This is a genomic window from Marinobacter sp. SS21, from assembly GCF_028369065.1.
Classification (GTDB): domain Bacteria; phylum Pseudomonadota; class Gammaproteobacteria; order Pseudomonadales; family Oleiphilaceae; genus Marinobacter.
The window spans coordinates 71398-96708 of the sequence record NZ_JAQNDA010000011.1; the positions used below are offsets into that span (position 1 = coordinate 71398).

General features: G+C 57.5%; 20 protein-coding genes and 1 tRNA gene. 19 read left to right on the forward strand and 2 right to left on the reverse strand.

All coding sequences use genetic code 11. The features are described from left to right. Positions 1-41: 41 nt before the first annotated feature. From pepN to nhaD, 15 genes are all read left to right on the forward strand, one after another. Positions 42-2684: an aminopeptidase N gene (gene pepN / locus N6L25_RS14600; RefSeq protein ID WP_271981678.1), complete on the forward strand. Its 2643-nt coding sequence runs from the start codon at positions 42-44 to the stop codon at positions 2682-2684. A gap of 153 nt (positions 2685-2837) precedes the next feature. Further along, positions 2838-4226, forward strand: a complete 1389-nt coding sequence (locus N6L25_RS14605; RefSeq protein WP_271981680.1) for a DUF1329 domain-containing protein — start codon at positions 2838-2840, stop codon at positions 4224-4226. 153 nt (positions 4227-4379) lie between these two features. Continuing rightward, the gene (locus N6L25_RS14610) at positions 4380-5525 is read left to right on the forward strand and encodes a WD40/YVTN/BNR-like repeat-containing protein (RefSeq protein ID WP_271981682.1); all 1146 of its coding nucleotides are present in this window, start codon (positions 4380-4382) and stop codon (positions 5523-5525) included. Between the two features lie 48 nt (positions 5526-5573). Then, on the forward strand, positions 5574-7958 hold the full coding sequence (locus N6L25_RS14615) for an efflux RND transporter permease subunit (RefSeq protein WP_271981684.1): 2385 nt from the start codon (positions 5574-5576) through the stop codon (positions 7956-7958). 183 nt (positions 7959-8141) lie between these two features. Further along, positions 8142-9125, forward strand: a complete 984-nt coding sequence (locus N6L25_RS14620; protein ID WP_271981686.1) for a TAXI family TRAP transporter solute-binding subunit — start codon at positions 8142-8144, stop codon at positions 9123-9125. 78 nt (positions 9126-9203) lie between these two features. Further along, complete coding sequence (locus N6L25_RS14625; protein ID WP_271981688.1) at positions 9204-11801, forward strand: TRAP transporter permease; 2598 nt, start codon at positions 9204-9206, stop codon at positions 11799-11801. Between the two features lie 272 nt (positions 11802-12073). Continuing rightward, entirely contained in the window at positions 12074-13987 is a 1914-nt protein-coding gene (gene thrS / locus N6L25_RS14630; RefSeq protein WP_271981691.1) for a threonine--tRNA ligase, read from the forward strand. 8 nt (positions 13988-13995) lie between these two features. Then, positions 13996-14541 carry a translation initiation factor IF-3 gene (gene infC / locus N6L25_RS14635; protein WP_271981828.1) on the forward strand — a complete coding sequence of 182 codons (546 nt, stop codon included), beginning with the start codon at positions 13996-13998 and terminating at the stop codon, positions 14539-14541. 93 nt (positions 14542-14634) lie between these two features. Further along, on the forward strand, positions 14635-14826 hold the full coding sequence (rpmI, locus tag N6L25_RS14640; RefSeq protein ID WP_271981693.1) for a 50S ribosomal protein L35: 192 nt from the start codon (positions 14635-14637) through the stop codon (positions 14824-14826). 31 nt (positions 14827-14857) lie between these two features. Further along, positions 14858-15211: a 50S ribosomal protein L20 gene (gene rplT, locus N6L25_RS14645; protein ID WP_091814168.1), complete on the forward strand. Its 354-nt coding sequence runs from the start codon at positions 14858-14860 to the stop codon at positions 15209-15211. A gap of 185 nt (positions 15212-15396) precedes the next feature. After that, a complete protein-coding gene (gene pheS / locus N6L25_RS14650; RefSeq protein ID WP_271981698.1) occupies positions 15397-16395 on the forward strand; it encodes a phenylalanine--tRNA ligase subunit alpha in 999 nt (332 codons plus the stop codon). 58 nt (positions 16396-16453) lie between these two features. After that, on the forward strand, positions 16454-18826 hold the full coding sequence (gene pheT, locus N6L25_RS14655) for a phenylalanine--tRNA ligase subunit beta (RefSeq protein ID WP_271981700.1): 2373 nt from the start codon (positions 16454-16456) through the stop codon (positions 18824-18826). A 3-nt stretch (positions 18827-18829) separates the two neighbouring features. Further along, positions 18830-19132 carry an integration host factor subunit alpha gene (ihfA, locus tag N6L25_RS14660; protein WP_071264800.1) on the forward strand — a complete coding sequence of 101 codons (303 nt, stop codon included), beginning with the start codon at positions 18830-18832 and terminating at the stop codon, positions 19130-19132. Beyond that, positions 19113-19478 carry a MerR family transcriptional regulator gene (locus N6L25_RS14665; RefSeq protein WP_271981704.1) on the forward strand — a complete coding sequence of 122 codons (366 nt, stop codon included), beginning with the start codon at positions 19113-19115 and terminating at the stop codon, positions 19476-19478. Before ihfA ends, N6L25_RS14665 begins: the two co-directional genes overlap by 20 nt. Before the next feature lie 199 nt (positions 19479-19677). After that, entirely contained in the window at positions 19678-21165 is a 1488-nt protein-coding gene (gene nhaD, locus N6L25_RS14670; protein ID WP_271981706.1) for a sodium:proton antiporter NhaD, read from the forward strand. Positions 21166-21250: 85 nt separating this feature from the next. Here the strand turns inward: nhaD and N6L25_RS14675 are convergent, their stop codons facing one another. Beyond that, positions 21251-21862 (reverse strand): TetR/AcrR family transcriptional regulator, encoded by a 612-nt coding sequence (locus tag N6L25_RS14675; RefSeq protein WP_271981708.1) that lies wholly within the window; start codon positions 21860-21862, stop codon positions 21251-21253. A gap of 158 nt (positions 21863-22020) precedes the next feature. Here N6L25_RS14675 and N6L25_RS14680 point away from each other — a divergent pair, with 158 nt between their 5' ends. Continuing rightward, complete coding sequence (locus N6L25_RS14680) at positions 22021-22461, forward strand: hotdog fold domain-containing protein (RefSeq protein WP_271981711.1); 441 nt, start codon at positions 22021-22023, stop codon at positions 22459-22461. 70 nt (positions 22462-22531) lie between these two features. Beyond that, positions 22532-23008, forward strand: a complete 477-nt coding sequence (locus N6L25_RS14685; RefSeq protein ID WP_271981713.1) for a hotdog fold domain-containing protein — start codon at positions 22532-22534, stop codon at positions 23006-23008. 64 nt (positions 23009-23072) lie between these two features. On the opposite strand, the gene N6L25_RS14690 is transcribed toward N6L25_RS14685, so the two are convergent. Then, positions 23073-23149: transfer RNA gene (locus N6L25_RS14690), tRNA-Pro, on the reverse strand. A 21-nt stretch (positions 23150-23170) separates the two neighbouring features. Between N6L25_RS14690 and N6L25_RS14695 the strand changes: the two genes are divergently transcribed. Together N6L25_RS14695 and N6L25_RS14700 are read left to right on the forward strand one after the other, a co-directional pair. Continuing rightward, positions 23171-23419 (forward strand): hypothetical protein, encoded by a 249-nt coding sequence (locus N6L25_RS14695; protein WP_271981715.1) that lies wholly within the window; start codon positions 23171-23173, stop codon positions 23417-23419. 233 nt (positions 23420-23652) lie between these two features. Continuing rightward, entirely contained in the window at positions 23653-25242 is a 1590-nt protein-coding gene (locus tag N6L25_RS14700) for a BCCT family transporter (RefSeq protein ID WP_271981717.1), read from the forward strand. Positions 25243-25311: the final 69 nt, after the last annotated feature.

Below are 25311 nucleotides of genomic sequence, written 5' to 3' on the forward strand. Positions count from 1 at the left end.
TGCGGCGGAGTATCCGCCGCCCCTGTCTTCTGGAGAATGTGATGCGCACAAATCAGCCACGGACTGTTTACCTGAGTGAATACCGGGTACCGGCGTTTCTGGTGGATCATGTCGACCTGCGATTCGAGCTGTTTGAAGAGGGTGCCCGCGTGCACAGTACGCTGGCGGTACGCCGCAACCCGGAATTCCCGGGGCGTGCCGATGCCCTGGAACTGGACGGCGACCGTCTGCACCTGGAAGCCGTGCGACTCGACGGCGAGTCGCTGACTGCGGCGGCCTATGACGACCAGGGCGACAAACTGGTCGTGCCAGGTGTTCCCGACCGCTTCGCGCTGGATGTGGTGACCTGGATCGAGCCCCAGAACAATACCCGGTTGGAAGGTCTGTACAAATCGTCCGGCATGTTCTGTACCCAATGCGAGGCGGAGGGGTTCCGCAGCATTACGTTCTTCCCCGACCGACCGGATGTCATGGCCCGGTTCCGAACCCGGATCGAGGCCGACAAGTCCGCCTATCCCATCCTGCTGTCCAACGGCAACGACGTTGATCGTGGAGATCTGGATAACGGCCGTCATTATGTCACCTGGGAGGACCCGTTTCCCAAGCCCTGTTACCTGTTCGCCCTGGTAGCCGGTGATCTGGTGGAGAAAAACGATCGCTTCACCACCTGTTCCGGGCGCGACATTGACCTGCGCATTTACGTCGAGCCGCGCAATGCCAGCAAGTGCGATCACGCCCTGGATTCACTGAAGCGTTCCATGCGCTGGGACGAAGAGGTCTATGGCAGGGAGTACGATCTGGATATTTTCATGATCGTGGCGGTGGACGACTTCAATATGGGCGCCATGGAGAACAAGGGGCTGAATATCTTCAATTCCTCCTGTGTTCTGGCCAGTCCGGATACCGCGACAGACCTGGCATTTCAGCGCATAGAGGCCATCGTCGCCCACGAATATTTCCACAATTGGTCGGGTAACCGGGTCACCTGCCGGGACTGGTTTCAGCTCAGTCTCAAGGAAGGGTTCACCGTTTTCCGCGATGCAGAATTTTCTGCCGATATGGGATCTGCCACAGTCAAGCGGATTGAAGACGCCACCTTGTTACGGACCTCTCAGTTTGCCGAGGATGCCGGCCCCATGGCGCATCCGGTACGTCCGGCCTCGTACATGGAGATTTCCAACTTCTACACCCTGACCATTTACGAGAAAGGCGCGGAAGTGGTGCGGATGATTCATACCTTGCTGGGGCCTGAACTGTTCCGCAAAGGCAGTGATCTCTACTTTGATCGCCATGACGGTCAGGCGGTCACCACCGATGATTTTGTGACCGCGATGGAAGACGCCAGCGGCCGGGATTTGCGGCAGTTCCGACTGTGGTATGAGCAGGCTGGCACACCGGTGGTCACCGTGCGTGACGAATACGAAGCCAGCACCCAAACCTACCGCCTGACACTGGCCCAGTCGATTCCGGACACTCCGGGGCAGAGTGGCAAGCAGCCGCAACACCTTCCGTTCACCCTGGGCTTGCTGGATGCCCTGGGCGAGTCGTTACCCCTGCGGCTGTCCGCGGACGAGTCCGACGCGCCCACTGAGCGGGTGCTGGAGCTGACTGAGTCTGAACATCGCTTCGAATTCCACGGCATCGCCGAGCGGCCGGTGCCGTCGTTGCTCAGAGGTTTCTCCGCGCCGGTGCGAGTGGTGTATCCGTGGACACGGGACCAGTTGATGTTTCTGATCAGCGGTGACAGCGACGGTTTCAACCGCTGGGACGCAGGTCAGCGCCTGGCCGTGGACATCATTCAGGAGTTGATCGAAAAACCGGAGGCAGACATAGATTCCCGGTTGTTGACCGCCTATCGGAACCTGCTGGCGGACACCGAGCCTGATCAGGCGTTGGTGGCCAAGATGCTGCAGCTCCCCTCGGAAGCCTATCTGATCGAGTTGTCCGCTCAGCCGGACGTGCAGGCGATCCATCGGGCCCGCACCCGGGTGCTGGAATATCTGGCAACCGCCCTGCGGAGCGAATTGCTCAATTGCTACCGTCGCAACACCGACAACGGCCCCTACCAGTTGTCGCCGCAAGCCATAGCCCGCCGTAGCCTGAGAAATACCGCGCTGGCCTGGTTGCTGCACATCAATGATCACGAAGCCTGCGAGCTGGCCTTGGCGCAATACCGGGAAGCGAGCAATATGACCGATGGCCTGGGGGCCATGAAGGCGCTGGTCAACTCGGAGTTTGCCGAGGAACGGGAGCAGGTGCTGGTCGATTTCTATCAACGCTGGCAGCAGGATCCTCAAGTCGTGGAGCAGTGGTTCTCGGTGCAGGCAGCCAGTGTTCAGGCGGGTTCTCTGGAGCGAGTTCGCGCCTTGATGACGCATCCGGCGTTCGATTTACGGAACCCGAACAAGGTGCGCAGCGTTATCGGCGTATACGCCGGCCAAAACCTGTCGGAATTCCACCGCCCGGACGGGGCGGGGTATCGCTTTCTGGCCGAGCAGGTCTGCCAGCTGGACGATCTCAATCCACAGATTGCGGCGCGTCTGGTGATGCCGTTGACGCGATGGCGCAAGTTCGCGGCCAGTCACGGCCAGGCCATGAAGCAGGCGCTGGAGCAGGTGCGCGAAAAAACCGGCTTGTCCCGGGATGTGTACGAAGTGGTGCACAAGAGCCTGGTTGGTGAATAACCGTTGACGAATCACAGTGCAACGGCGCGACAACAAAATCGCACTTTCGGTCGATGGACTTGGCAAGACGTTGGTTTAGTCTGGTAACTTTGAAAAGACCCATAATAATACGTTGGCCAGCATGGCTTTCAGACACAGCTAAGGTTAATAACAATGAAATACAATAAGAACGTCCTCCTGGGTGGCCTGGTTGCGCTGTCCATGGCGGCCACTCCCGTACTCGCGGCGGTCTCCGCGAGCGAAGCGGCTCGGCTTGGTAAGGACCTGACCCCCTTTGGCTCCGAGAAGGCGGGTAACGCCGCCGGTACCATACCGGCGTGGACTGGTGGTTTGACCACGCCTCCGGCGGGCTATGAAGGTTCCGGCCAGCACCATATCAATCCTTTTCCCGATGACCAGCCGCTGTTGACGATCAACGCCAGTAACGCCAATGAGCACGCCGAGCAGCTGAGTGAGGGCGTCCGCGCCATGCTGGAGACGTATCCCACCACGTTCCGGCTACCGGTCTACCAATCCCGGCGCACCCACGCGGTGCCCCAATGGGTGGCAGAAAACACCCGCAAGAATGCCGTCAATGCCACGATTGTGGGTGACGGCGAGGGGCTTGATGGCGCCTTTGGTGGCTATCCGTTCCCGATTCTGAGTGGCGACAGCGAAGAGAAAGCCTGGCAGGTAATCTGGAATCATCTGACCCGCTGGCGTGGGGTGTCGGTCACTCGCCGAGCCAGTGAAGTGGCCGTGCAGTCAAACGGTGACTACTCCCTGGTGACTTCCCAGCAGGAAGCCTTCTTCAATTTCTATAATCCCGAGGGTGGCGAAGAGGATCTCGATAACGTGATCTTCTACTACCTGTCCTTCACCCAGTCTCCGCCCCGCCTCGCTGGCGGTGCCATCCTGATCCATGAAACCCTGAACCAGATCGTTAACCCGCGAAATGGTTGGGGCTATAACGCCGGGCAGCGTCGAGTACGTCGGGCGCCGAACCTGGGCTATGATTCCCCCATTGCGGCAGCGGATAATCTGCGCACCGCCGACGACACCGATATCTTCAACGGTGCCCTGGACCGCTACAACTGGCGTTACGAGGGGATGCGGGAGATCTACGTCCCTTATAACAACTACCTGTTGGGCGAGTCGGGTCGCGAGTATTCCGAGATTCTGGGGGGCTCCCACCTCAATCCGGACCTGACTCGCTGGGAGCTTCACCGTGTACACATCGTGGAAGCGACCCTGAAAGCCGGCGAACGTCACATTTATGGCAAACGCCGCTTCTATGTCGACGCCGATAGCTGGAACACCCTGCTGGTGGATCAGTTTGACGGCCGTGGTGAGTTGTGGCGAGTCACCATGGGTATGGCCAAGAATTACTACGAACTGCCTGGCGTGTGGACTGCGCTGGATGTTTTTCACGACCTGCAGGCGCGCCGTTACCATGTTCAGGGGCTGGACACGGAAGAGCCCGGGACTCGGGTCTTCACCAATGATGTACCCAATCGCCGTTATTTCTCTCCCGCCTCGTTGCGCCGCCGCAGCGTGCGCTAGGGAGGAAGATGATGGCGCGATGATCCGCCGTCGCGGATAGCGGATAAAAAAAATAACCGGCAGCCGACAGGCTGCCGGTCTACGTTGGTTATAGGCGGCTCGATGCTGGGCCAACACAGAGACACTTTCAACTCAAAAAAATAGGCACACTGAATGGCTACAGGTTTAATGTGCAAAACCCTTGGATCGGCCTGCCTTGGCATAGCCTTGGCGTCCGCCAGTCCAGCGGCTTTTGCCCTTGCGGACATTATCGAGACACCGGCCAGGGAAACCTCTCTGGCTCCTTCCCAGCTGCTAACGGATGCGGCCAAGGCCGGAGACCGGATTGTGGCGGTCGGTGAGCGTGGTCACATCATTTTCTCCGACAACGAAGGTCAGAGCTGGACTCAGGGTAAGGTGCCGGTCTCGGTGACGCTCACCGGCATTTCGTTCCCGACTGCAACCGAAGGCTGGGTCGTGGGGCACAGCGGCGTCGTCCTGCACAGCCAGGACGCAGGCGCGACCTGGGCCCTGCAACTCGACGGAGTTGCTGCCGCCGAGTTGGCGATCGCAGGCAAGGAAGCGCGAGCGGCCGAGCTGGAAGAGCAAATCGAGCAGGCGCCCGAGGAAGAAAAAGGCGATCTCGAATGGGCCCTGGATGACCTGTTCTTCTCCCTGGAGAACATGCGCGCGGACCTGGAAGTCGGGCCGGTAAACCCGTTGCTGGACGTGTGGTTCGAAAATCAGCAACACGGCTTCGTGGTGGGCGCCTACGGCATGATCTTGCGCACCCAGGATGGCGGTGAAAGCTGGCAGGACTGGTCCGGTCGCCTGGAAAACCCCTCGGGCTATCACCTCAACGCCATCACCCGTGTGAACGGCGGAGCCCTGGCCGTGGTTGGCGAGGCTGGCCAGATTCATGTCTCGGTCGACAATGGCGATACCTGGGAGCTGCGTGACACCCCTTACGATGGCTCTCTGTTTGGCGTACTTGGCACCGGCCATGTCAACGAACTCCTCGTGTTTGGTCTGCGGGGTAATGTGTTCCTCTCAACCGATCTCGGAAAATCCTGGAAGATGGTTCCCAGCAACGCTACGGCAACGCTCAATGACGGTGCCGTCGCCGACGACGGTCGCATTACCCTGGTGGGCAATGGCGGTGCAGTGCTGGTCAGCAGTAATGGTGCCGAGAACTTCCGTGAGTACTTCCGCACTGACCGCGAAGCCGTGATGAGCGTCATTCCGGTGTCGGAGACCCGGCTCCTGCTCATCGGAGCGGGCGGTGCCAAGCGCGCCGACGCTCGCGGAAAGAACCTTTAATCACGCCCTGGTGCGGCAGAACAGAACGAATCAAAGAGGGGCTATTTAATGTCGAACCCGAAGCATGACAAGGGTGACCATTACCTGACTACGCCAAAGGCGGAGCCATTTTTGGAGCGGTTGATTTTCAATAACAGGGCCTTGATCCTGTTTGGCTTCCTGATCCTGACGCTATTTCTCGGCTACAACGCCATCAAGATTCAGCCGGATGCCAGTTTTGAGCGAATGATTCCGCTGGAGCATCCCTACATTGTCAATATGCTCAATCACCGGAATGATCTGGAGAACCTGGGTAACTTCGTTCGTATCGCGGTCGAAGCCAAGGAAGGAGACATATTCGACAAGGAGTACATGGAGACGCTCAAGCAGATCACCGATGAGGTGTTCTACCTGAACGGCGTCGACCGATCTGGACTCAAATCGCTGTGGACGCCAAATGTCCGCTGGGTGGAAGTGACCGAGCAGGGTTTCCAGGGCGGTAAGGTCATTCCAGATGGCTATGACGGTTCGCCGGCGAGCCTGGAAAGCCTGCGTCAAAACGTCTTGCGGTCCAATGAAGTGGGGCGCCTGGTGTCGGACAACTTCCGTTCCACCATCGTCTATGCGCCTTTGTATGAGAAAAACCCGGACACCGGCGAACCGCTCAACTACGCGACCTTCTCTCGCGAGCTGGAAGCAAAGATCCGCGCCAAGTACGAACAGCAAAACGCCAATGTGGAGATCCATATTGTTGGCTTCGCCAAGAAAGTGGGGGATCTGATCGAGGGCATTGGTTCCATTGCCTGGTTTGCAGGCATCACCATTATCCTCACCACGCTGCTGCTGTTTGGCTATTCCCGTTGCGTTTCGGGCACCCTGGTGCCGGTGTTCGCCTCCATCGTGGCGGTGTTCTGGCAGTTGGGTGCACTGCGCCTGTTGGGCTACGGACTTGATCCCTATTCGGTACTGGTGCCGTTCCTGGTATTCGCCATTGGCATCAGTCACGGGGTTCAGGTGGTCAACGCCATGGCTCTGGAAGCCGCCAAGGGCTTCGATCCTGTCACAGCAGCCCGTCTGGCATTCCGGGCCCTGTATATTCCCGGCATGCTGGCGTTGATTTCGGATGCCTTCGGCTTCCTGACGCTATTGTTCATCGAGGTGGACGTCATCAAGGATCTTGCCGTGGCGGCGGGTCTCGGGGTGGCCATCGTGATCATTACCAACCTGGTTCTGCATCCGCTGATCATGTCCTACATCGGTATCACCAAGGGTGGTATTCGCCATGTCCAGAATCATGGCGAGAAGCAGGATCGCAAGTGGCGGGTGATGTCCTACTTTGCCCATCCTGGGGTGGCGCCGATCTCTGTGCTGATCGCGATTTTGGGTCTGGGCTTGGGGGTTTACTACAAGCAAGGCCTGAAGGTGGGCGACCTGGATCAGGGCGCGCCGGAACTGCGTAAGGACTCGGTGTATAACCAGGACAACGCCTACATCATCAACAATTACTCCACCAGTGCCGATGTGTTGGTGGTGATGGTTAAGACTCCGGCTGAACAGTGTACTCAGTACAACGTACTTCGAGCGATGGACTCGTTGCAGTGGGAGCTGCAGAACACCCCGGGTGTCCAGTCCTCGGTCTCGCTGGCGGACGTTTCCAAAATCGTAACCAAGGCACTGAACGAGGCCAATTGGAACTGGTTCGAGATTTCCCGTAACCAGACCATCATCAACGCCTCCATTCGCGAGGCCCCGGCTGGCCTGATCAATACCGATTGCAGTTTGACGCCGGTGCTGGTGTTCCTCGAAGACCACAAGGCGGAAACCCTCAACACGGTGGTTGCCGCGGTCGAGGAATTTGCGGCGGACAACAGCAATAATGAGCATACCTTCCTGCTGGCGGCTGGTAATGCCGGGGTCGAGGCTGCTACCAACGAAGTGATTTCCGGCGCCAAGAACATGATGCTGGCCTTCGTATACGGTGTGGTCAGTTTCCTCTGCTTGCTGACCTTCCGCTCGATCCGCGCGGTGTTGTGTATCGTGGTTCCGCTCGGTCTTACCTCCATCCTGTGTGAGGCGATCATGGCGGTCTCCGGAATCGGCATTAAGGTGGCGACACTGCCGGTGATTGCGCTGGGTGTGGGTATCGGTGTGGACTACGGTATCTATATCTACACCAAGTTGGAGAAGTTCCTGCTGGAAGGCAAGTCGCTTCAGGAGGCGTACTACGAAACCCTGCGCTCTACTGGTAAGGCGGTTATCTTTACCGGTATCACGCTGGGTATCGGGGTGGTGACCTGGATCTTCTCGCCGATCAAGTTCCAGGCGGATATGGGCTTCCTGTTGTTCTTCATGTTCCTCTGGAACATGGTGGGAGCAATTTGGCTGTTGCCGGCGCTGGCCCGTTTCCTGTTGCGTCCCGAGCGCATGCTGGAGAAAGCCCGGGCATCGAAATAGCCCGATAGCAACCTCAAAAAAGCCCGTCTCGACGGGCTTTTTTGTTTTCCGCTCAAAAGGTTAGCTCGGAAATTGCCCCTTTATTTACCGAAAAAACTGGGCTATGTTCTAAGGTGTAGCGGAATTCTGCCTGCAGCGCATTGTAGGTAGTTGTTGATAATGATGAAGAAAAAGGATGAGCTCATGGCACTTCGAAAAAGTTTCTCAGCTATAGCAATGGCAGCTGCTGTTGGAATTGGTGCGGCTTCGACAACGGCCACGGCTGCGGAGCAGCGGTTCGTTACAATTGGTACCGGCGGGGTGACCGGCGTGTACTACCCCGCCGGTGGTGCTATCTGTCGCCTGGTGAACATGGATCGCAAGGAACACGGCATCCGCTGCTCGGTGGAAAGCACCGGTGGTTCGGTGTACAACCTCAATGCGATCCGTCAGGGCGAGCTGGATCTGGCGGTCGCCCAGTCCGACTGGCAATACCACGCCTACAACGGCACCAGCAGCTTTGGGGAAGACGGAGCCAACAAGGATCTGCGGGCGGTATTCTCCTTGCACCCTGAGCCGTTCACCGTCGTTGCCAGCAAAGGCTCCAACATCAACAGTTTTGAAGATCTGGCGGGTAAGCGGGTATCGGTCGGTAACCCGGGCTCCGGTCAGCGGGCTACGGCCGAGGTGCTGTTGGACGCGATGGGCTGGGGCCTGGACAAGTTCTCCCTGGCCGCTGAGCTGAAGGCGGCCGAGCAGTCCCAGGCGCTGTGTGACGGCAATATCGATGCATTCTTCTACACCGTTGGTCACCCGTCCGGAGCGATCAAGGAAGCCACCACATCCTGTGACAGCGTGCTGGTCAATGTGGATAACGAGGCAACCCAGAGTCTGGTCGATGACAACCCTTACTACCGGGTTGCCACCATTCCCGGAGGTATGTACCGCGGTAATGACGAAGATGTGACCACCTTCGGTGTGGCCGCAACGTTTGTGACCTCCACTTCGGTTCCGGACGATGTGGTTTACGAGGTGGTCAAGGCCGTTTTCGAGAACTTTGACAGCTTCAAACGCTTGCACCCTGCGTTCGCCAACCTGCAGAAAGCAGAGATGGTTAGCGATGCCCTGAGTGCACCGCTGCACCCGGGAGCCCTGAAGTACTACAAGGAAGTAGGTCTGATTAACTGATCAGAGCTATACCAGCAGTGGGCGCCTTGGTGTCTGCTGCTGGCTTCGCTTTTCTAATTGCTTTGACAGGATGTAACTATGGCCAACGGTGAGCCCAAAGCCAGCGACAGCAGGGACCATGCTAGCGTCGATCAGTTTTTGCAGACCGAGTCCGGGGGACGGGCGGCAACCGGTCCTGCGGCGACCATTCTCTTTGTCGTGCCGCTTTGCTGGTCGCTTTTTCAGCTTTGGATCGCATCTCCGCTGCCCTATATCTTCGAGTTCGGTATTCTAAATTCCACCGAGGCTCGTTCGATCCATCTGGCATTCGCCACCTTCCTGGCGTTTACGGCCTTTCCCATGATCAAGGGAAAGCACGTTGACCATGTCCCGATCTACGATTGGGTGCTGGCCCTGGCGGCCTCCTTTGCCGCGGCCTATCTCTTTGTCTTTTACGAACAATTATCAACCCGGCCTGGTGCGCCAATCCTGCAGGATATGATCGTGGCCCTGGGTGGGCTGGTCTTGTTGCTGGAAGCGACACGACGTGCGCTGGGGTTGCCGCTGACGATCGTGGCGACCGTGTTCATCGTCTATTCCCTGGCAGGCCCCTATATGCCGGAAGTGATTTCCCATAAAGGGGCCAGCCTTGAAAAACTGGCGGCCCATCAATGGCTGGGCACCGAGGGGGTGTTCGGGGTGGCCCTTGGTGTATCCACCAGCTTTGTGTTCCTGTTTGTACTGTTTGGGGCCCTGCTGGAGCGCGCCGGGGCCGGTAACTATTTCATCAAGGTTGCCTATGCGTTGCTTGGGCACATGAAAGGCGGCCCAGCCAAGGCCGCGGTGGTTTCCAGCGGGCTCAGTGGCGTGATTTCAGGTTCATCCATCGCCAATGTGGTGACCACCGGTACCTTCACCATACCGCTGATGAAGCGGGTCGGCTTTCCGGCCACCAAGGCGGGGGCGGTGGAAGTCGCCGCATCCACCAATGGTCAGCTCACCCCGCCGATCATGGGGGCGGCGGCGTTCTTGATGGTTGAGTATGTGGGCATTTCCTACCTGGAGGTGATCAAGCACGCCATCCTGCCGGCACTCATTTCCTACGTCGCGCTGATCTACATCGTGCATCTGGAGGCCTGTAAGCTGAAAATGCACGGCATCGAACGCCTGGACCGGCCGACCCTGGCCCAGCGCATGCTCAACTGGGTTGTGCTGTTGCTGGGGCTGTGCATCCTCACCTTTGCCGTGTATTACGGGATAGGCTGGAGCAAGGAGCTGCTGGGAGCGGCCGCGGTCTGGGTGCTGGCGCCCATTGTGCTGGCGGTGTACGTCGGCTTGGTGGCCTACGCCACCCGCTTCCCGGAGTTGGAGGAAGACGATCCCGAGGCGGCGTTGGCGGAACTGCCGCCGGTGGGTTCTACGGTAAAGACCGGGCTGTACTACCTGTTGCCGGTAGTGGTGTTGGTCTGGTGTTTGACGGTTGAACGCTTCTCGCCCCAGTTGTCCGCGTTCTGGGCAACGGTGTTCATGATATTCATCGTGATCACCCAGCGACCCTTGAAGGCATTTTTCCATAGGAACGTCCCGGTCTTTGAGGCTTGCAGGCACGGTTTCAGTGACCTGGTTCATTCGCTGGCAGCGGGCGCCAGAAATATGGTGGGCATTGGTGTGGCGACGGCGACGGCTGGCATTGTCGTGGGCACGGTGACGCTGACCGGCATCGGGCTGGTGATGACCCAGTTCGTCGAGTTCATATCCGGTGGCAACCTGTTGCTGATGCTGATCTTCACCGCCATCATCAGCCTGATCCTGGGCATGGGGCTGCCGACCACGGCGAACTACATTGTGGTCTCTACCTTGATGGCGCCGGTCATTGTCACACTGGGAGCGCAGAATGGTCTGATTGTGCCATTGATCGCCGTACACCTGTTTGTGTTCTACTTCGGCATTCTCGCGGACGATACGCCGCCCGTCGGGCTGGCGGCTTATGCCGCAGCGGCGATATCCGGGGGCGACCCCATACGTACCGGTATCCAGGGTTTTACCTACGATATCCGCACCGCCATCCTGCCGTTTATGTTCATTTTCAACAACCAATTGCTGCTGATCGGGCTGTCGGGCTGGTTTGATCTGCTGGTGACGGTGTTCAGCGCTGTGACGGCGATGCTGGTGTTTTCGGCGGCCACCCAGGGCTACTGGTTCACCCGCAGCCGTAAATGGGAATCGGCCCTGTTGTTGCTGATTACCTTCACGCTGTTCCGGCCAGGGTTCTGGTGGGACATGATTTATCCGCCCACCGAAAACCGGCCGGGCACCGAGATTATGCGCCATGTGGAACAGGTGGCGGTCGATGACAGTCTCCTGATTCAGGCCTCAGGGATGTCCCTTGACGGGAGCGAGGTGTCCACGTTTGTGGAATTGCCATTACCCGAGGGTGAGACGCCGGAGCACCGGTTAATGCAAGCGGGATTGGAGCTGCGGCAGGATGGCGATCGCATGGTGGTTGACTTTGTCGGGTTCGGTAGCGTGGCGGAGGATGCCGGCATTTACTTTGACTGGACCGTCGACGCGGTTCAGATTCAGCTGGAACGTCCACCCAAGGAGTTGATGATTATCCCGGCCCTGCTGTTGCTGGTGGTCGTGGCATTTGGCCAACTCCGCCGCCGGGAACGGGAGCAGGGCGGAGCGACCGCTTGATCGGTTTCGGTTTGCAGCCGGGCTCCGCTGCACGGGGAGCTTTTTTGTACCGACGCGGTCCCGCCAAGGCTCGTTCAGGAAGGCGCTGGGTACTGCGCAAGGCCTCTCCTGGCTGCCGCACCGCTGTGAATGTGGTCGCAGTTCCGCTGATTTGCATGACACCGCTGTTGACGCCCTGTTAAAATCCCGAGCCGAACCGGACCGCGTCTTGTATCGCGGCGTACCGATAACATGTGGTCTTTCGTAGGGATCACCGCTGACTGGAGTCAACCATGCCCGTAGTAACCCTGCCTGATGGCAGCCACCGCAGTTTTGCGGAGCCTGTATCCGTTCACGACGTCGCCGCCGATATCGGTGCCGGCTTGGCCAAAGCGGCCCTGGCCGGGCGTGTCAACGGCAAGCTGGTGGATACCAGCTACCGTATCGAGGATGATTCAGAGCTGGCAATCATTACCGAGCGCGACGAAGACGGCGTAGACATCATCCGCCATTCCACCGCGCATCTATTGGCCATGGCCGTCAAGGAGCTGTTTCCTGCCGCTCAGGTAACCATCGGGCCAGTGGTCGATAACGGGTTCTACTACGACTTCAGGTTCGAGCGCCCGTTTACCAACGAAGATTTGGCGCGCATCGAAAAGCGGATGGACGAGCTCGCCAAGCAGGATATTCTGGTGTCCCGCTCGGTGTTATCACGGGATGAGGCCATCAAGCTCTTCGACGAAATGGGCGAGGAGTACAAGGTTCGCATCATCGAAGATATTCCCGGAGAGGAAGATCTGTCCTTCTACCGTCAGGGCGATTTTATTGACCTGTGCCGAGGCCCGCACGTGCCCAGCACCGGCAAGCTAAAGGCGTTCAAGCTGACCAAGGTGGCCGGGGCCTACTGGCGCGGCGACACCAACAACGAGCAGCTGCAGCGGGTCTATGGCACCGCCTGGGGTAACAAGAAGGAGCTCAAGGCCTATCTGCACCGTTTGGAAGAGGCCGAAAAGCGGGACCATCGCAAGATCGGCAAGAAGCTCGACCTGTTCCACATGCAGGAAGAAGCGCCGGGCATGGTGTTCTGGCACCCCAACGGCTGGACCGTCTACCAGCAGATTGAGCAGTACATGCGCGACAAGTTGCGCAATCACGGTTACCAGGAAATCAAGACACCACAGGTGGTTTCCAGGAGCTTGTGGGAAAAATCCGGTCATTGGGACAAGTTCCACGACGATATGTTCACTACGGAGTCGGAGAAACACGACTTCGCCATCAAGCCGATGAACTGTCCCTGTCACATTCAGGTGTTCAATCAGGGCCTGAAAAGCTACAAGGACTTGCCGTTGCGGTTGGCGGAATTCGGCTCCTGTCACCGCAATGAGGCCTCCGGGGCGCTGCACGGCATCATGCGAGTGCGCGGGTTTACCCAGGATGATGCCCACATCTTCTGCGAAGAGAACGCGATCCAGCAGGAAGTGTCCCGCTTTATCGATTTGCTGCACGAAGTCTACAAGGACTTTGGCTTTGAACAGATTCTCTACAAATTGTCGACCCGTCCGGAAAAGCGGGTCGGATCGGATGAGGTCTGGGACAAGGCCGAGGCGGCGCTGGAAGAGGCGCTCAACCGTGAGGGTGTTGACTGGGAACTGTTGCCCGGAGAAGGGGCGTTCTACGGACCCAAGATCGAGTTCTCGCTGCAAGACTGTATTGGCCGGGTTTGGCAGTGCGGCACCATTCAGGTGGATTTCTCCATGCCGGGCCGCCTGGGGGCTCAGTATGTGGCCGACAACTCAGAGCGTCGCACGCCGGTAATGCTGCACCGGGCGGTACTGGGGTCATTCGAGCGGTTCATCGGTATCCTGATCGAGGAGTACGAAGGCGCGTTCCCGACCTGGCTGGCGCCAACCCAGGTGGCGGTGCTAAATATTACCGATAACCAGGGCAAGTATTGCCGAAATTTGGCAGAAAAATGGCAATCCAAGGGTTATAGGGTTAATGCCGACTTGAGAAACGAGAAGATCGGCTTTAAAATCCGCGAGCATACTCTTAACAAGGTTCCCTATCTGGTCGTGGTCGGCGATAAAGAAGTCGAGGCCGGTGCGGTTGCGGTGAGAACCCGCAAGGGCGAAGACCTGGGTACCATGACGCTGGAGGCGTTTGAGGCTTTGTTGGCTGAAGCCGTTGAACGCAAAGGCAAAATTTAAACGGAGATCTGATTATTAAACAGCGAGCGAATCGGGGTGGACGTGCTCCACGAGCACCTATCAACGAGAACATTCAGGCTACCGAGGTTCGGCTGATCGACGCCGAAGGCGAGCAGGTGGGTATTGTACCGTTTGAGGATGCACTCAAACGGGCCGAAGAAGCGTCTCTTGATCTGGTTCAGGTTACGGATTCCGATCCGATCGTCTGTAAGATAATGGACTACGGCAAGAAGGTCTTCGAAGAGAAAAAGGCCAAGGCGGCTGCCAAGAAGAAGCAGAAGCAGACGCAGGTCAAAGAGCTGAAGTTCCGTCCAGGAACTGAAGAGGGGGATTATCAGGTCAAACTACGCAACCTGATACGTTTCCTTGAAAACGGGGACCGCGGCAAAATCACGATCCGCTTCCGTGGCCGTGAGATGGCACACCAGGAAATTGGTATGAAGCTCATGAACCGCATTGAAGCCGATCTTGAGGAGCTGGGCCAGGTAGAACAGCGGCCGAAAATGGAAGGCCGCCAGATGACCATGGTCGTGGCGCCCCGTAAGAAGAAGTGATTCTGGACAGCATGATCTATCCCCTGCTGATGCGGGGGATTTGTCGTTCAGAACCACATGCGTTTTTAAAAAATAGAATGCGGAGTTTTAGAAATGCCTAAGATGAAAACCAAGAGCGGGGCCGCCAAACGGTTCAAGAAAACCGCGAACGGCTTCAAGCATAAGCAATCCTTCACCAGTCACATCCTGACCAAAAAGAGTCCCAAGCGTAAGCGTCAGCTCCGTGGTACCAAGCTGATCGCCAAGTCTGACGTGGCCTCTATCAATCGCATGCTCGGTCAGTAAGCGTTTAACTGGATAACAGAAGGATTAAAATATGCCTCGCGTAAAACGTGGCGTGGTTGCACGTCGTCGTCATAAGAAGATTCTGAATCAGGCCAAGGGTTACTACGGCGCTCGTAGCCGTGTATTCCGTGTTGCCAAGCAGGCGGTTATCAAAGCGGGTCAGTACGCTTACCGTGACCGTCGCAACCGCAAACGTCAGTTCCGCGCACTGTGGATCGCCCGTATCAATGCTGGCGCCCGTGCCAATGGTCTGTCCTACAGCCGCCTGATTGCTGGCCTGAAGAAGGCGAATGTAGAAATCGATCGTAAGGTTCTGGCTGATCTGGCCATGAACGAGCAGCAAGCATTCGCGGCTGTTGTTGAGAAGGCAAAAGCGTCTCTGTGATCGCTTAGCTCTTTCATCGATTGATGATCGATTGTGGTGCCCTTCGGAGCACCCGATGATAGGGGAAGAGCACGCTCTTCCCCTATTTTTTGTTTAGGGGGCCTTTGAATGCGTCGAATGCCTCGGTCCGACGTATTCACAGGCTCCTTCAGAACTTCCATTTTTTTGGTTTTGGAGCAGGGTCAATGGAAAACCTGGAGCAACTTGTTCAGGGCGGGCTGGCTGCGGTAGAGCAGGCCGACGGTCTGCAGGCACTGGATCAGATTCGCGTCGATTACCTCGGTAAGAAAGGCGTACTCACTCAACAGTTAAAGTCCCTGGGTAAGTTGTCCCCGGAAGAACGTCCTGCAGCGGGCCAGAAAATCAACGACGCCAAGGTCCAGGTACAACAGGCCATCAACGCCCGGCGAGATGCTCTGGAGCAGGCCGCCCTGGATACCAAACTGGCCAGCGAATCCATCGATGTGACCCTGCCCGGTCGTGGCCAGGATCTTGGCGGCTTGCACCCGGTGACCCGCACGCTGCAACGCATTGAGCAGTTCTTTGCCCGAGCCGGCTACACCGTAGAACAGGGTCCGGAAATCGAAGACGACTACCACAACTTCGAGGCGCTGAATATTCCGGGCCACCATCCGGCGCGGGCCATGCACGATACGTTCTATTTCAATCCAGGCACGCTGCTTCGCACGCACACCTCGCCGGTGCAGATTCGGACCATGGAAGATGGCAAGCCGCCGTTTCGGATGATCTGTCCTGGTCGGGTGTACCGCTGCGATTCCGACATGACCCACACTCCCATGTTCCACCAGGTGGAAGGCCTGTTGGTGGAGAAGGACGTGAGCTTTGCCGATCTCAAGAGTACCGTTGAGGAGTTCTTGCGGGTGTTCTTCGAGAAGGATCTGGCGGTTCGGTTCCGGCCATCCTACTTCCCGTTCACCGAGCCGTCGGCGGAAGTGGACATCGAATGGGGGCGTGAAGAAGACGGTAGCATCAAATGGCTGGAAGTGATGGGCTGCGGCATGGTTCATCCCAAGGTGTTCGAGTACTGCGGAATTGATCCCGAAGAGTATCGGGGATTTGCGTTTGGTTTAGGGGTGGAGCGCCTGGCGATGTTGCGCTACGGCGTGAATGACTTGCGCATGTTCTTTGAGAACGATCTGCGCTTTCTCCGTCAGTTCCGATAACAGCACTCCTGGGTATTGAATTACTTCCGCATACCGGATTCAGAACAAGGCAGACACCATGAAATTTAGTGAACAGTGGCTACGCGAATGGGTTAACCCCGACATCGACACCCAGGCTCTGGTGGATCAGATCACCATGGCGGGGCTTGAAGTGGACGGCTTTGAAATGGTGGCTGGGTCATTCTCCGGCGTCATCGTGGGTGAGGTCACCAATGTGGTTCCCCACCCGGACGCCGACAAGCTGCGTGTCTGTCAGGTGGCTGGCGGCGAAGAAGTGGTTCAGGTGGTGTGTGGCGCGCCTAACGTGCGCGAGGGGCTGAAGGTGCCATTTGCGGTGGTCGGCGCGGTGCTGCCCGGGAATTTCAAGATCAAGAAGGCCAAACTGCGTGGGCAACCCTCGCAGGGCATGTTGTGCTCAGAATCCGAGTTGGGCCTGTCGGACAGCCACGAAGGCCTGATGGAACTGCCCGCGGACGCGACGGTGGGACAGGATCTGCGCACCTACCTGCAGCTCGACGATGTCACCATTGACGTCGACCTGACACCCAATCGCAGCGATTGCCTCTCCATTCGCGGCATCGCCCGGGAAGTGGGCGTACTGAACAGCCTCCCGGTCGAAGGGCCGGAAATCGACGCCGTTGCGCCGGTGCACTCGGACCTCATCGATGTCGCTGTGACAGCGCCAGAAGCGTGCCCTCGCTACCTGGCCCGGATTCTGCGCAACGTGGATCTGAGCGCGCAGACGCCGCTGTGGATGCAAGAAAGGCTGCGTCGGTCCGGGATTCGCTCCATCGATCCGGCGGTGGACGTCACCAACTACGTCATGCTTGAGCAGGGGCAGCCGTTGCACGCGTTCGACCGTGAAGAGCTCATTGGCGGCATTGTGGTGCGTCTGGCCGAGAAGGGCGAAAAGCTGGTCCTTCTGGATGGCCAGGAAGTGGAGCTGACGCCGGATACGCTGGTGATTGCCGACCGCCAGAAGCCGGTGGCCATCGCCGGGGTGATGGGGGGTGAGCATTCCGGGGTCAGCGAGAACACCCGGGATCTGGTGCTGGAGGCGGCCTATTTTGAGCCCATTGCCCTGGCCGGAAAAGCCCGTCACTACGGTTTGCATACCGATGCCTCACACCGCTTCGAGCGGGGCGTGGACTGCCAGTTGCCGCGCGAGGCGATGGAGCGGGCAACGCAGCTGCTGATGGACATTGTGGGTGGCGAGCCGGGTAACATTGTGGAAGTTACCAGTAAATCGAAGCTGCCGTTGGATCGCACGATTGACCTGCGCGAGCAACAGGTGGCGGATGTGCTGGGCCTTGAAATAGACGGCAACATCGTGGAAGAAATCCTGACCCGTCTGGGGCTGCATATCGACAAGTTGCTCAAGGATGGCTGGCGGGTTCATGTGCCCAGCTTCCGGCCGGATCTGGCCATTGAAGTGGACCTGATCGAGGAGATCGGGCGTATCTTTGGCTATAACAACCTGCCTGTAACCGAGCCTGTAGGATCGCTGGGCCTGCGTCCGCAGCCGGAAGCCATCCGTCCGCTCACTACGGTCCAGAACTATTTTGTTGCCCGTGGATACCAGGAGGCAGTGACCTACAGCTTTGTTGATCCCAAGGTGCAGGCGCTGCTGGATCCCGAGCATGAAGGCATTCCGCTGGCCAACCCGATTTCCGCCGATCTGTCGGTGATGCGGACGACCTTGTGGAGCGGACTGGTCAAGACCGTTGCCTACAACCTGAATCGCCAGCAGCCTCGGGTGCGTCTGTTCGAGACCGGTCTGCGCTTTGTCCAGAACGGAGACGTCATCGATCAGCAGCCGATGCTGGCAGGCGTTGTGGCTGGGCCCCAGGTGCCCGAGAATTGGGCCAACGGTCGCCGCGACGCTGATTTCTTTGATGTTAAAGGCGAGCTGGAAAGCCTGTTCCAACTGCTGGGCGTGACTGTTGAGTATGCGCCGGGTATCCATCCGGCGCTGCACCCGGGGCAGACCGCAGAACTCAGAATTGGCGGCCAGTCGGTCGGCTGGCTGGGCGCCTTACATCCGCAAGTTCAGAAAAAACTTGAACTTAATGGCACGATTCTGATGTTTGAGCTATTCTTGAACTCAATCGTTACCGGTTATGTGCCTAATTTCAAAGAAATTTCAAAATTCCCTGAAGTTCGGCGGGATTTGGCTATTATTATCGGCAACGAAACAGCGTTTTCGGATGTAGAGCGCGTCGTTAAACAGACGGCGGGCGAGCACCTCACCTCGCTGAGAGCGTTTGACGTTTACGAAGGAGAGAGCCTGGGCGCGGGCAATCGCAGCCTGGCCCTAAGCCTGTTCTGGCAGCATCCGGAAAGGACCCTTAACGAAGAAGAAGTGCACGCGCTCTTCGACGGTGTGATAGCGGCATTGAAGGAAGAGCTGGGGGCAACACTGAGGAGTTAATGCATGGCGGCTTTGACAAAAGCGGAAATGGCAGAACGATTGTACGAGGAATTAGGGCTCAACAAGCGCGAAGCCAAGGAAATGGTAGAAGCTTTTTTCGATGAAATCAGAGGCGCTCTCAGCCACAATGAGCAGGTCAAGCTTTCCGGATTCGGCAACTTTGACCTGCGTGACAAAAAACAGCGACCGGGACGCAATCCCAAGACCGGTGAAGAAATTCCGATCAGTGCGCGGCGTGTGGTGACATTCCGGCCAGGCCAGAAACTGAAGCAGAAAGTAGAAGCTTATGTTGGAACCCAGTCATAACAACGAATTACCGGCCATACCGGGAAAGCGCTACTTTACCATCGGGGAAGTGGCCGACTTGTGTGCGGTCAAGGCGCACGTGCTGCGCTACTGGGAGCAAGAATTTCCGCAGCTGTCGCCGGTAAAGCGTCGCGGCAATCGCCGCTATTACCAGCGCTCCGATGTGCTCACCATTCGTCAGATCCGCAGCCTGCTGTATGACCAGGGCTACACCATTGGTGGCGCCAAGCAGAAGCTCAGTAGCCATGAGATCAAAGACGACACCTCCCAGTACAAGCAGCTGATCCGGCAAATGATTACCGAGCTGGAAGAAGTGCTCGAGGTGCTCAGCGCCCCCGTCAAGTGATGCTCGTTTTGCAAAAAAAAAACCGGAGGCGTTGCCTTCGGTTTTTTTATATCTGTTCTTTCTTGTCCTGGCTCATCATTTCTATCCTTTGTGCAGAGATGACTTAGGCGATCCGTGTACTAAGGTGCTGTGGTGTTACTCACCGATTTTTCGGACAATTTGTCTCCTAAAACTTTGAACTGCAGATGAGGTTGAATCCATGCGAGTCGGAAACCGTAGTTTGGAGGCGTCCAGGCTACTGCTCAGGCGTCGCCTGTTCAGTGTGGCGCTGGCGGTAGCCAGTCTGTTTCTGTTGGTCGCCAGTGGTGTCGCCAGTGCGGCGCAGGGGGGCGCGCTGAGCATGACCAGCCACCCGATCGGCTACCTTGTGATTGCCATCTTCGTGCTGGCCTACGCCTTCGTGATGCTTGAAGAAAAGCTTCACATGCGCAAATCCAAGCCGGTGTTGTTGGCGGCAGGGCTGATCTGGTTCCTGGTGGCGGGGCTGGCAGCGAGTTATGGGGAGAGCGAGAGCGCCACTGAGGCGCTGAGGCACAATCTGTTGGAATACTCTGAGCTGTTACTGTTCCTGCTGGTGGCGATGACCTACATCAATGCCATGGAGGAGCGCCAGCTGTTCGATGCATTACGGGCCTGGTTGGTGAGCAAGGGCTTTGGTTATAACGGGCTGTTCTGGATCACTGGAATCCTCGCGTTCTTTATCTCCCCCGTGGCCGACAACCTTACCACGGCGCTGCTGATGTGTGCCGTGGTGATGAAGGTGGGAGAAAACAGTCCCCGATTTATCGGCTTGGCGTGTATCAACATCGTGGTCGCCGCCAATGCGGGCGGCGCTTTCTCGCCCTTTGGCGACATCACGACCTTGATGGTTTGGCAAAAAGGTGTGGTGGATTTCACCGAGTTTTTTGCGCTGTTCGTGCCGTCACTGGTGAACTTCCTGGTGCCTGCGGCCATCATGCATTTCTTCATCCCCAACGAGCCGCCAAAGCAGGCGGTAGAGCAAGTCATCATGAAGCGGGGCGCCCGCAGGACGGTGGCGTTGTTCCTGCTGACCATCGCCACCGCGGTTTTGGGTCACAACTTCCTGCACTTGCCGCCGGTAGTCGGCATGATGATGGGGCTGGGCTACTTGCAGGTGTTGGGTTACTACCTGCGACTGAGCTTCGAGCGTAGTGTGGTTAAAGAGCGCGCCCAGGCCATCCGCGAAAATAATGAGCGCCTGCTGGCGCGGCTGGACAATGCCATTCCCTTTGATGTGTTCAACCCCATTGCCCGGGCCGAATGGGATACCTTGTTGTTCTTCTACGGCGTGGTGCTGTGTGTGGGCGGACTGGGTTATCTGGGGTACCTCAGCGAAGCATCCACCCTGATGTACACCAACTGGAACCAAACTGCCGCCAATACGGCGGTCGGGGTGCTGTCTGCCATCGTGGACAACATACCGGTGATGTTTGCCGTTCTCGCCATGGAGCCGGACATGTCCCACGGCCAATGGCTGCTGGTAACCCTGACTGCGGGTGTCGGCGGCTCCATGCTGTCCATCGGCTCCGCGGCGGGAGTCGCCCTGATGGGGCAGGCAAGGGGTTATTACACCATGATGACTCACCTGCGTTGGACGCCGGTGATCGCGCTGGGCTACGCTGCCTCCATTCTGACCCACCTGTGGTTGAATGCGGATCTTTTTTGATGGTCCTTGATTGGGGCTTTGGCCCGTAAACAGGTGTGGGCCGCAGGGAAGCGGTCCGGCCAGAGCCGATTCAATCAGAGTCGATTCAACCCTGGATAGAGCGCCAGGCCGCACTTGCGAGCTGCTCGCCGTAGGCCTTCGGCGAGGTCTGCACCCTTCCTGACAACCAGGCTCTGCAATAATTCTCTGAAGCACCAATGATCAGTGACGGCAGCAGTTCAAAAGGTGGGGCGATTTTCTGGGCGCTGCCAACTGCCGCAAACTTCTCCTTCAGCTCCCGGTAAGTCTTGGTGTTTCTCTCTTTAAGCTCTTGATAGTGAGGTCCTTTTACAATAGAGGATCGTGCCTGAAACTGAAAGCGCGCCCAGTCTGGGTGCTTTACAACCCAGTCCACATAGCTCAAGACCACTGAGAAAACGACTTCCTCCAGCGTGCCTGCCCTCTCCAGATAATGTACGAAGTGTTCGTGCTGATCGTCCAGAGCGGTGAAGAAAAGGGCGCCGAGAATCCCCTCCTTATTGCCAAAATGGTGGTAAATGGCGCCAACACTGGTCTCGCAGCGCGCCTTGATGGCATCGATGGTGGTCGCCTCGATCCCGGACTCATTGAAGCAGGCCAATGCCTGCAGAAGTATTTCCCGCTTTAAGCCTGCTCTGCGGCCTGGAAAGCGTCGCTCCAAGATACTGATTTCACTCATAAGATCTTCACTTGTTCAGATGTCCATCGGGAGATTCCGCGGTGGCTCCACATTTTAACCCTTGACACCCGCTTCAAAAACAGAATATTTTTCGCAAACAGAATAGTATTCTGTTAAGAAATTTCTGTTCATTTACAGTTAATACGGAGTGGTGATTTATGAGCCAAGCCCTTGCCGCCTTCGGCGCCTTCGGTCCTGAGAGTTTCTCGAACATGGTGTGCCAGCAGGCGCCTTATTTCAGCACGATCAACCCGCAACTTACTGAACTTAAGCCAGGTTTGGCTGAAGCCCGGGTTCCTTTCCGAAAGGAGATCACCAATCACCTGGGGACTGTCCACGCCATTGCGATGTGTAATGTGGCTGAACTGGTCGCCGGCTTGATGACTGATGTTTCCATTCCCAGTGGTGGCAGATGGATCCCCCAGGGGATGACGGTTAACTATCTGGCGAAAGCGAAGACCGACCTCAGGGCAGTAGCCTGCGGCGAGGCGGTCGACTGGGACACGGCGGGCGAAAAAGTGGTACCGGTCGAGGTCTTCAATGAAGAAGGCGAGAAGGTATTTACCGCAGAGATCACGATGAACGTAAAGATCGCCTAGTGATGATGAGCGCGACGGCCTGATAGAGCGCTAGGTAGCTCTATCAGGCCTTCTGCGAAAGGAAAGTTGAATGAAAACATCGTTGAGCACGCTCCAAATATGGGAAAACCTGGCCTCCAAACCCGGAGGTAAATGGGCTTTCTCCAAGTTTCTGTGTCTGAAGGCGCCGTACTTTGGCAGCATTTCCCCGAGCTTCAAAGAACTGAAGCCCAGCTATTGTGAAGTGCATGTCGCCAAGCGCAGATCTGTTCTCAATCATCTGGGAACCATGCATGCCATTGCCATGTGCAACATGGCAGAGCTCGCGGGCGGAACAATGACCGAGGTCACCGTTCCCTCGACTCATCGCTGGATTCCACAGGGCATGACCGTTGAATACCTGAAGAAGGCCAGTACAGACCTGGTTGCGGTGGCCCGGCCGTCGGAAAAGGCGGATTGGAGTGAACCGGGAGTCTATCTGGTGGATGTCGAGATCAAAGACACCAAGGATGCCCCGGTATTCCGGGCCAGGATTTCCATGTGGGTCTCGCCAAAGAAGGCGTCGTAATGGGTCTTGCCCAGTAACAACAAAGCCCGGGTCTTTCGACACCGGGCTTTGTTGTTGATCGATATGGTCGGGACGGCAGGATTTGAACCTGCGACCACCTGCACCCCATACAGGTGCGCTACCAGGCTGCGCTACGCCCCGAGACGCTACCGGAGGCCCGTGATGCAAGCCAGGCTTGCTGGGTTCCGTGTTACTGCTGCGAATGCCTTCAGTAACTTAGCGGGAGCGAAGTCTACACTAGCCATTGCCAAAAGGAAACAGCTTTTTGGCAATGGTGACGTCGCCGTGGCCAATGCCGGGGAGTTGGTGAATGCCGGCGTTTTTCTGGTGGGTTTGCGTGGTGGGGCGAAAGGGCGATGCGCGCCGGTGACGAGCCAGTTTGTGTCGGGTGGGCAGGTGATATTTGTTTAGTGATGTAAAAATGATCGATGGCCGGGCGCTGCTATTGTGAAGTCGTTGTTTGGGGTGAATGGCGACCAACACAAGGGGCCGTGTGAAGTGTAGAGTGCAGTCGATCCATAGGTGGCCCGGCGGCTTGGCCGTTTTGAACTTTTGAGGTCAAACCAATAAACTGGTTCGAGTATTTCCAAAGCAAAGGCTATGGCCTTTCCTTGAAGTTGACTCGAATACAGGAGGCTCTGTCTGTGGGCAACGTTGTCAAAGACGAGTATCAAACCGATTACGTGGTCGGTCAGGATAATATCAATCCGTTCGGCCTGGATCTTCATCAACCCGTGTTTCCCATTGCGGCGGTGCTGGTTGTGCTGTTCGTGGCTGGCACCATGATCTTCCCGGCAGCGTCCAAGGAATTGCTGGACGGTGCCAAGTGGGGGGCGATCAATACGTTCGACTGGTTTTTCCTGATCAGTGCGAACATCTTTGTTGTGGTCTGTCTGGCGCTGATCTTTATGCCGGTGGGTCGCATCCGGTTGGGAGGCCAGGACGCCCGCCCAGAGTTCTCCACCGTGTCCTGGTTTGCCATGCTGTTTGCCGCAGGCATGGGCATTGGCCTGATGTTCTGGGCGGTGGCGGAGCCGGTTGCCTACTACACGGACTGGTATGGAACCCCATTGGGTGCCGAGCCCAACTCGGACGAAGGCGCGCGTATGGCAATGGGGGCGACCATGTACCACTGGGGACTGCACCCCTGGGCGATCTATGCGGTTGTGGCACTGTCTTTGGCGTTCTTCGCCTTCAACAAAGGCATGCCGCTGACAATCCGCTCGGCGTTCTTCCCCTTATTGCGAGACCGGGTCTGGGGCTGGCCGGGACACATCATTGATATCCTGGCGGTACTGGCCACCATCTTTGGCCTGGCCACCTCGCTGGGCTTTGGCGCGCAGCAGGCCGCTTCCGGGATTGACTACCTGTTTGGCACCTCCAGCGGCATCAGTACCCAGATGACCATCATTACCGGCGTTACCCTGGTGGCCCTGATATCCGTCCTGCGGGGCCTGGATGGCGGGGTCAAGGTCCTGAGTAACATCAACATGGTGTTGGCGGGGTTGCTGCTGTTCTTCATAGTGTTCGCCGGCCCTACCATGACCGTGCTGGACACGATGTGGGTCACCTCGTCGGCGTATGTGGCCAACATCGTACCGCTGAGTAACCCGTTCGGTCGGGAGGATGAGGCCTGGTTCCATGGCTGGACCGTGTTCTACTGGGCCTGGTGGATTTCCTGGTCACCGTTTGTGGGAATGTTCATTGCCCGGGTGTCCAAGGGCCGTACCGTGCGGGAATTCATCACCGCGGTGCTGGTGGTTCCAACCCTGATTACGGTGCTGTGGATGAGTGCGTTCGGTGGCACGGCACTGGAGCAGATCCAGGAGGGCATCGGTGCGCTCGCGGCCAACGGCCTGACCGAGGTGCCGCTGGCGATGTTCCAGATGCTGGAAAACCTGCCTCTGGTCACCGTGACCTCGTTCATTGGTATCGTGCTGGTGCTGGTGTTCTTCGTGACTTCCTCGGATTCCGGTTCCCTGGTGATTGACAGCATCACCGCCGGGGGCAAGACCGATGCGCCCACGGCCCAACGGGTGTTCTGGGTGATCATGGAAGGTGCGATAGCGGCGGCCCTGATCTTTGGCGGTGGAGACGACGCGCTGGGGGCGATCCAGGCCTCGGCGATAACCGCCGGTCTGCCGTTCACTGCCATTCTGCTGGCCATGACCTGGGGTTTGTTGAAAGGGCTAAGTCATGAGCGCAAGCTGTTGATGGCCGAGGGGAAACTGTAAGAATTGTGCCGCGATTCAACAAACTCGGAGGCTCGCTTCGTTTTTCATTGTTTCGTTGCACAATGTTTC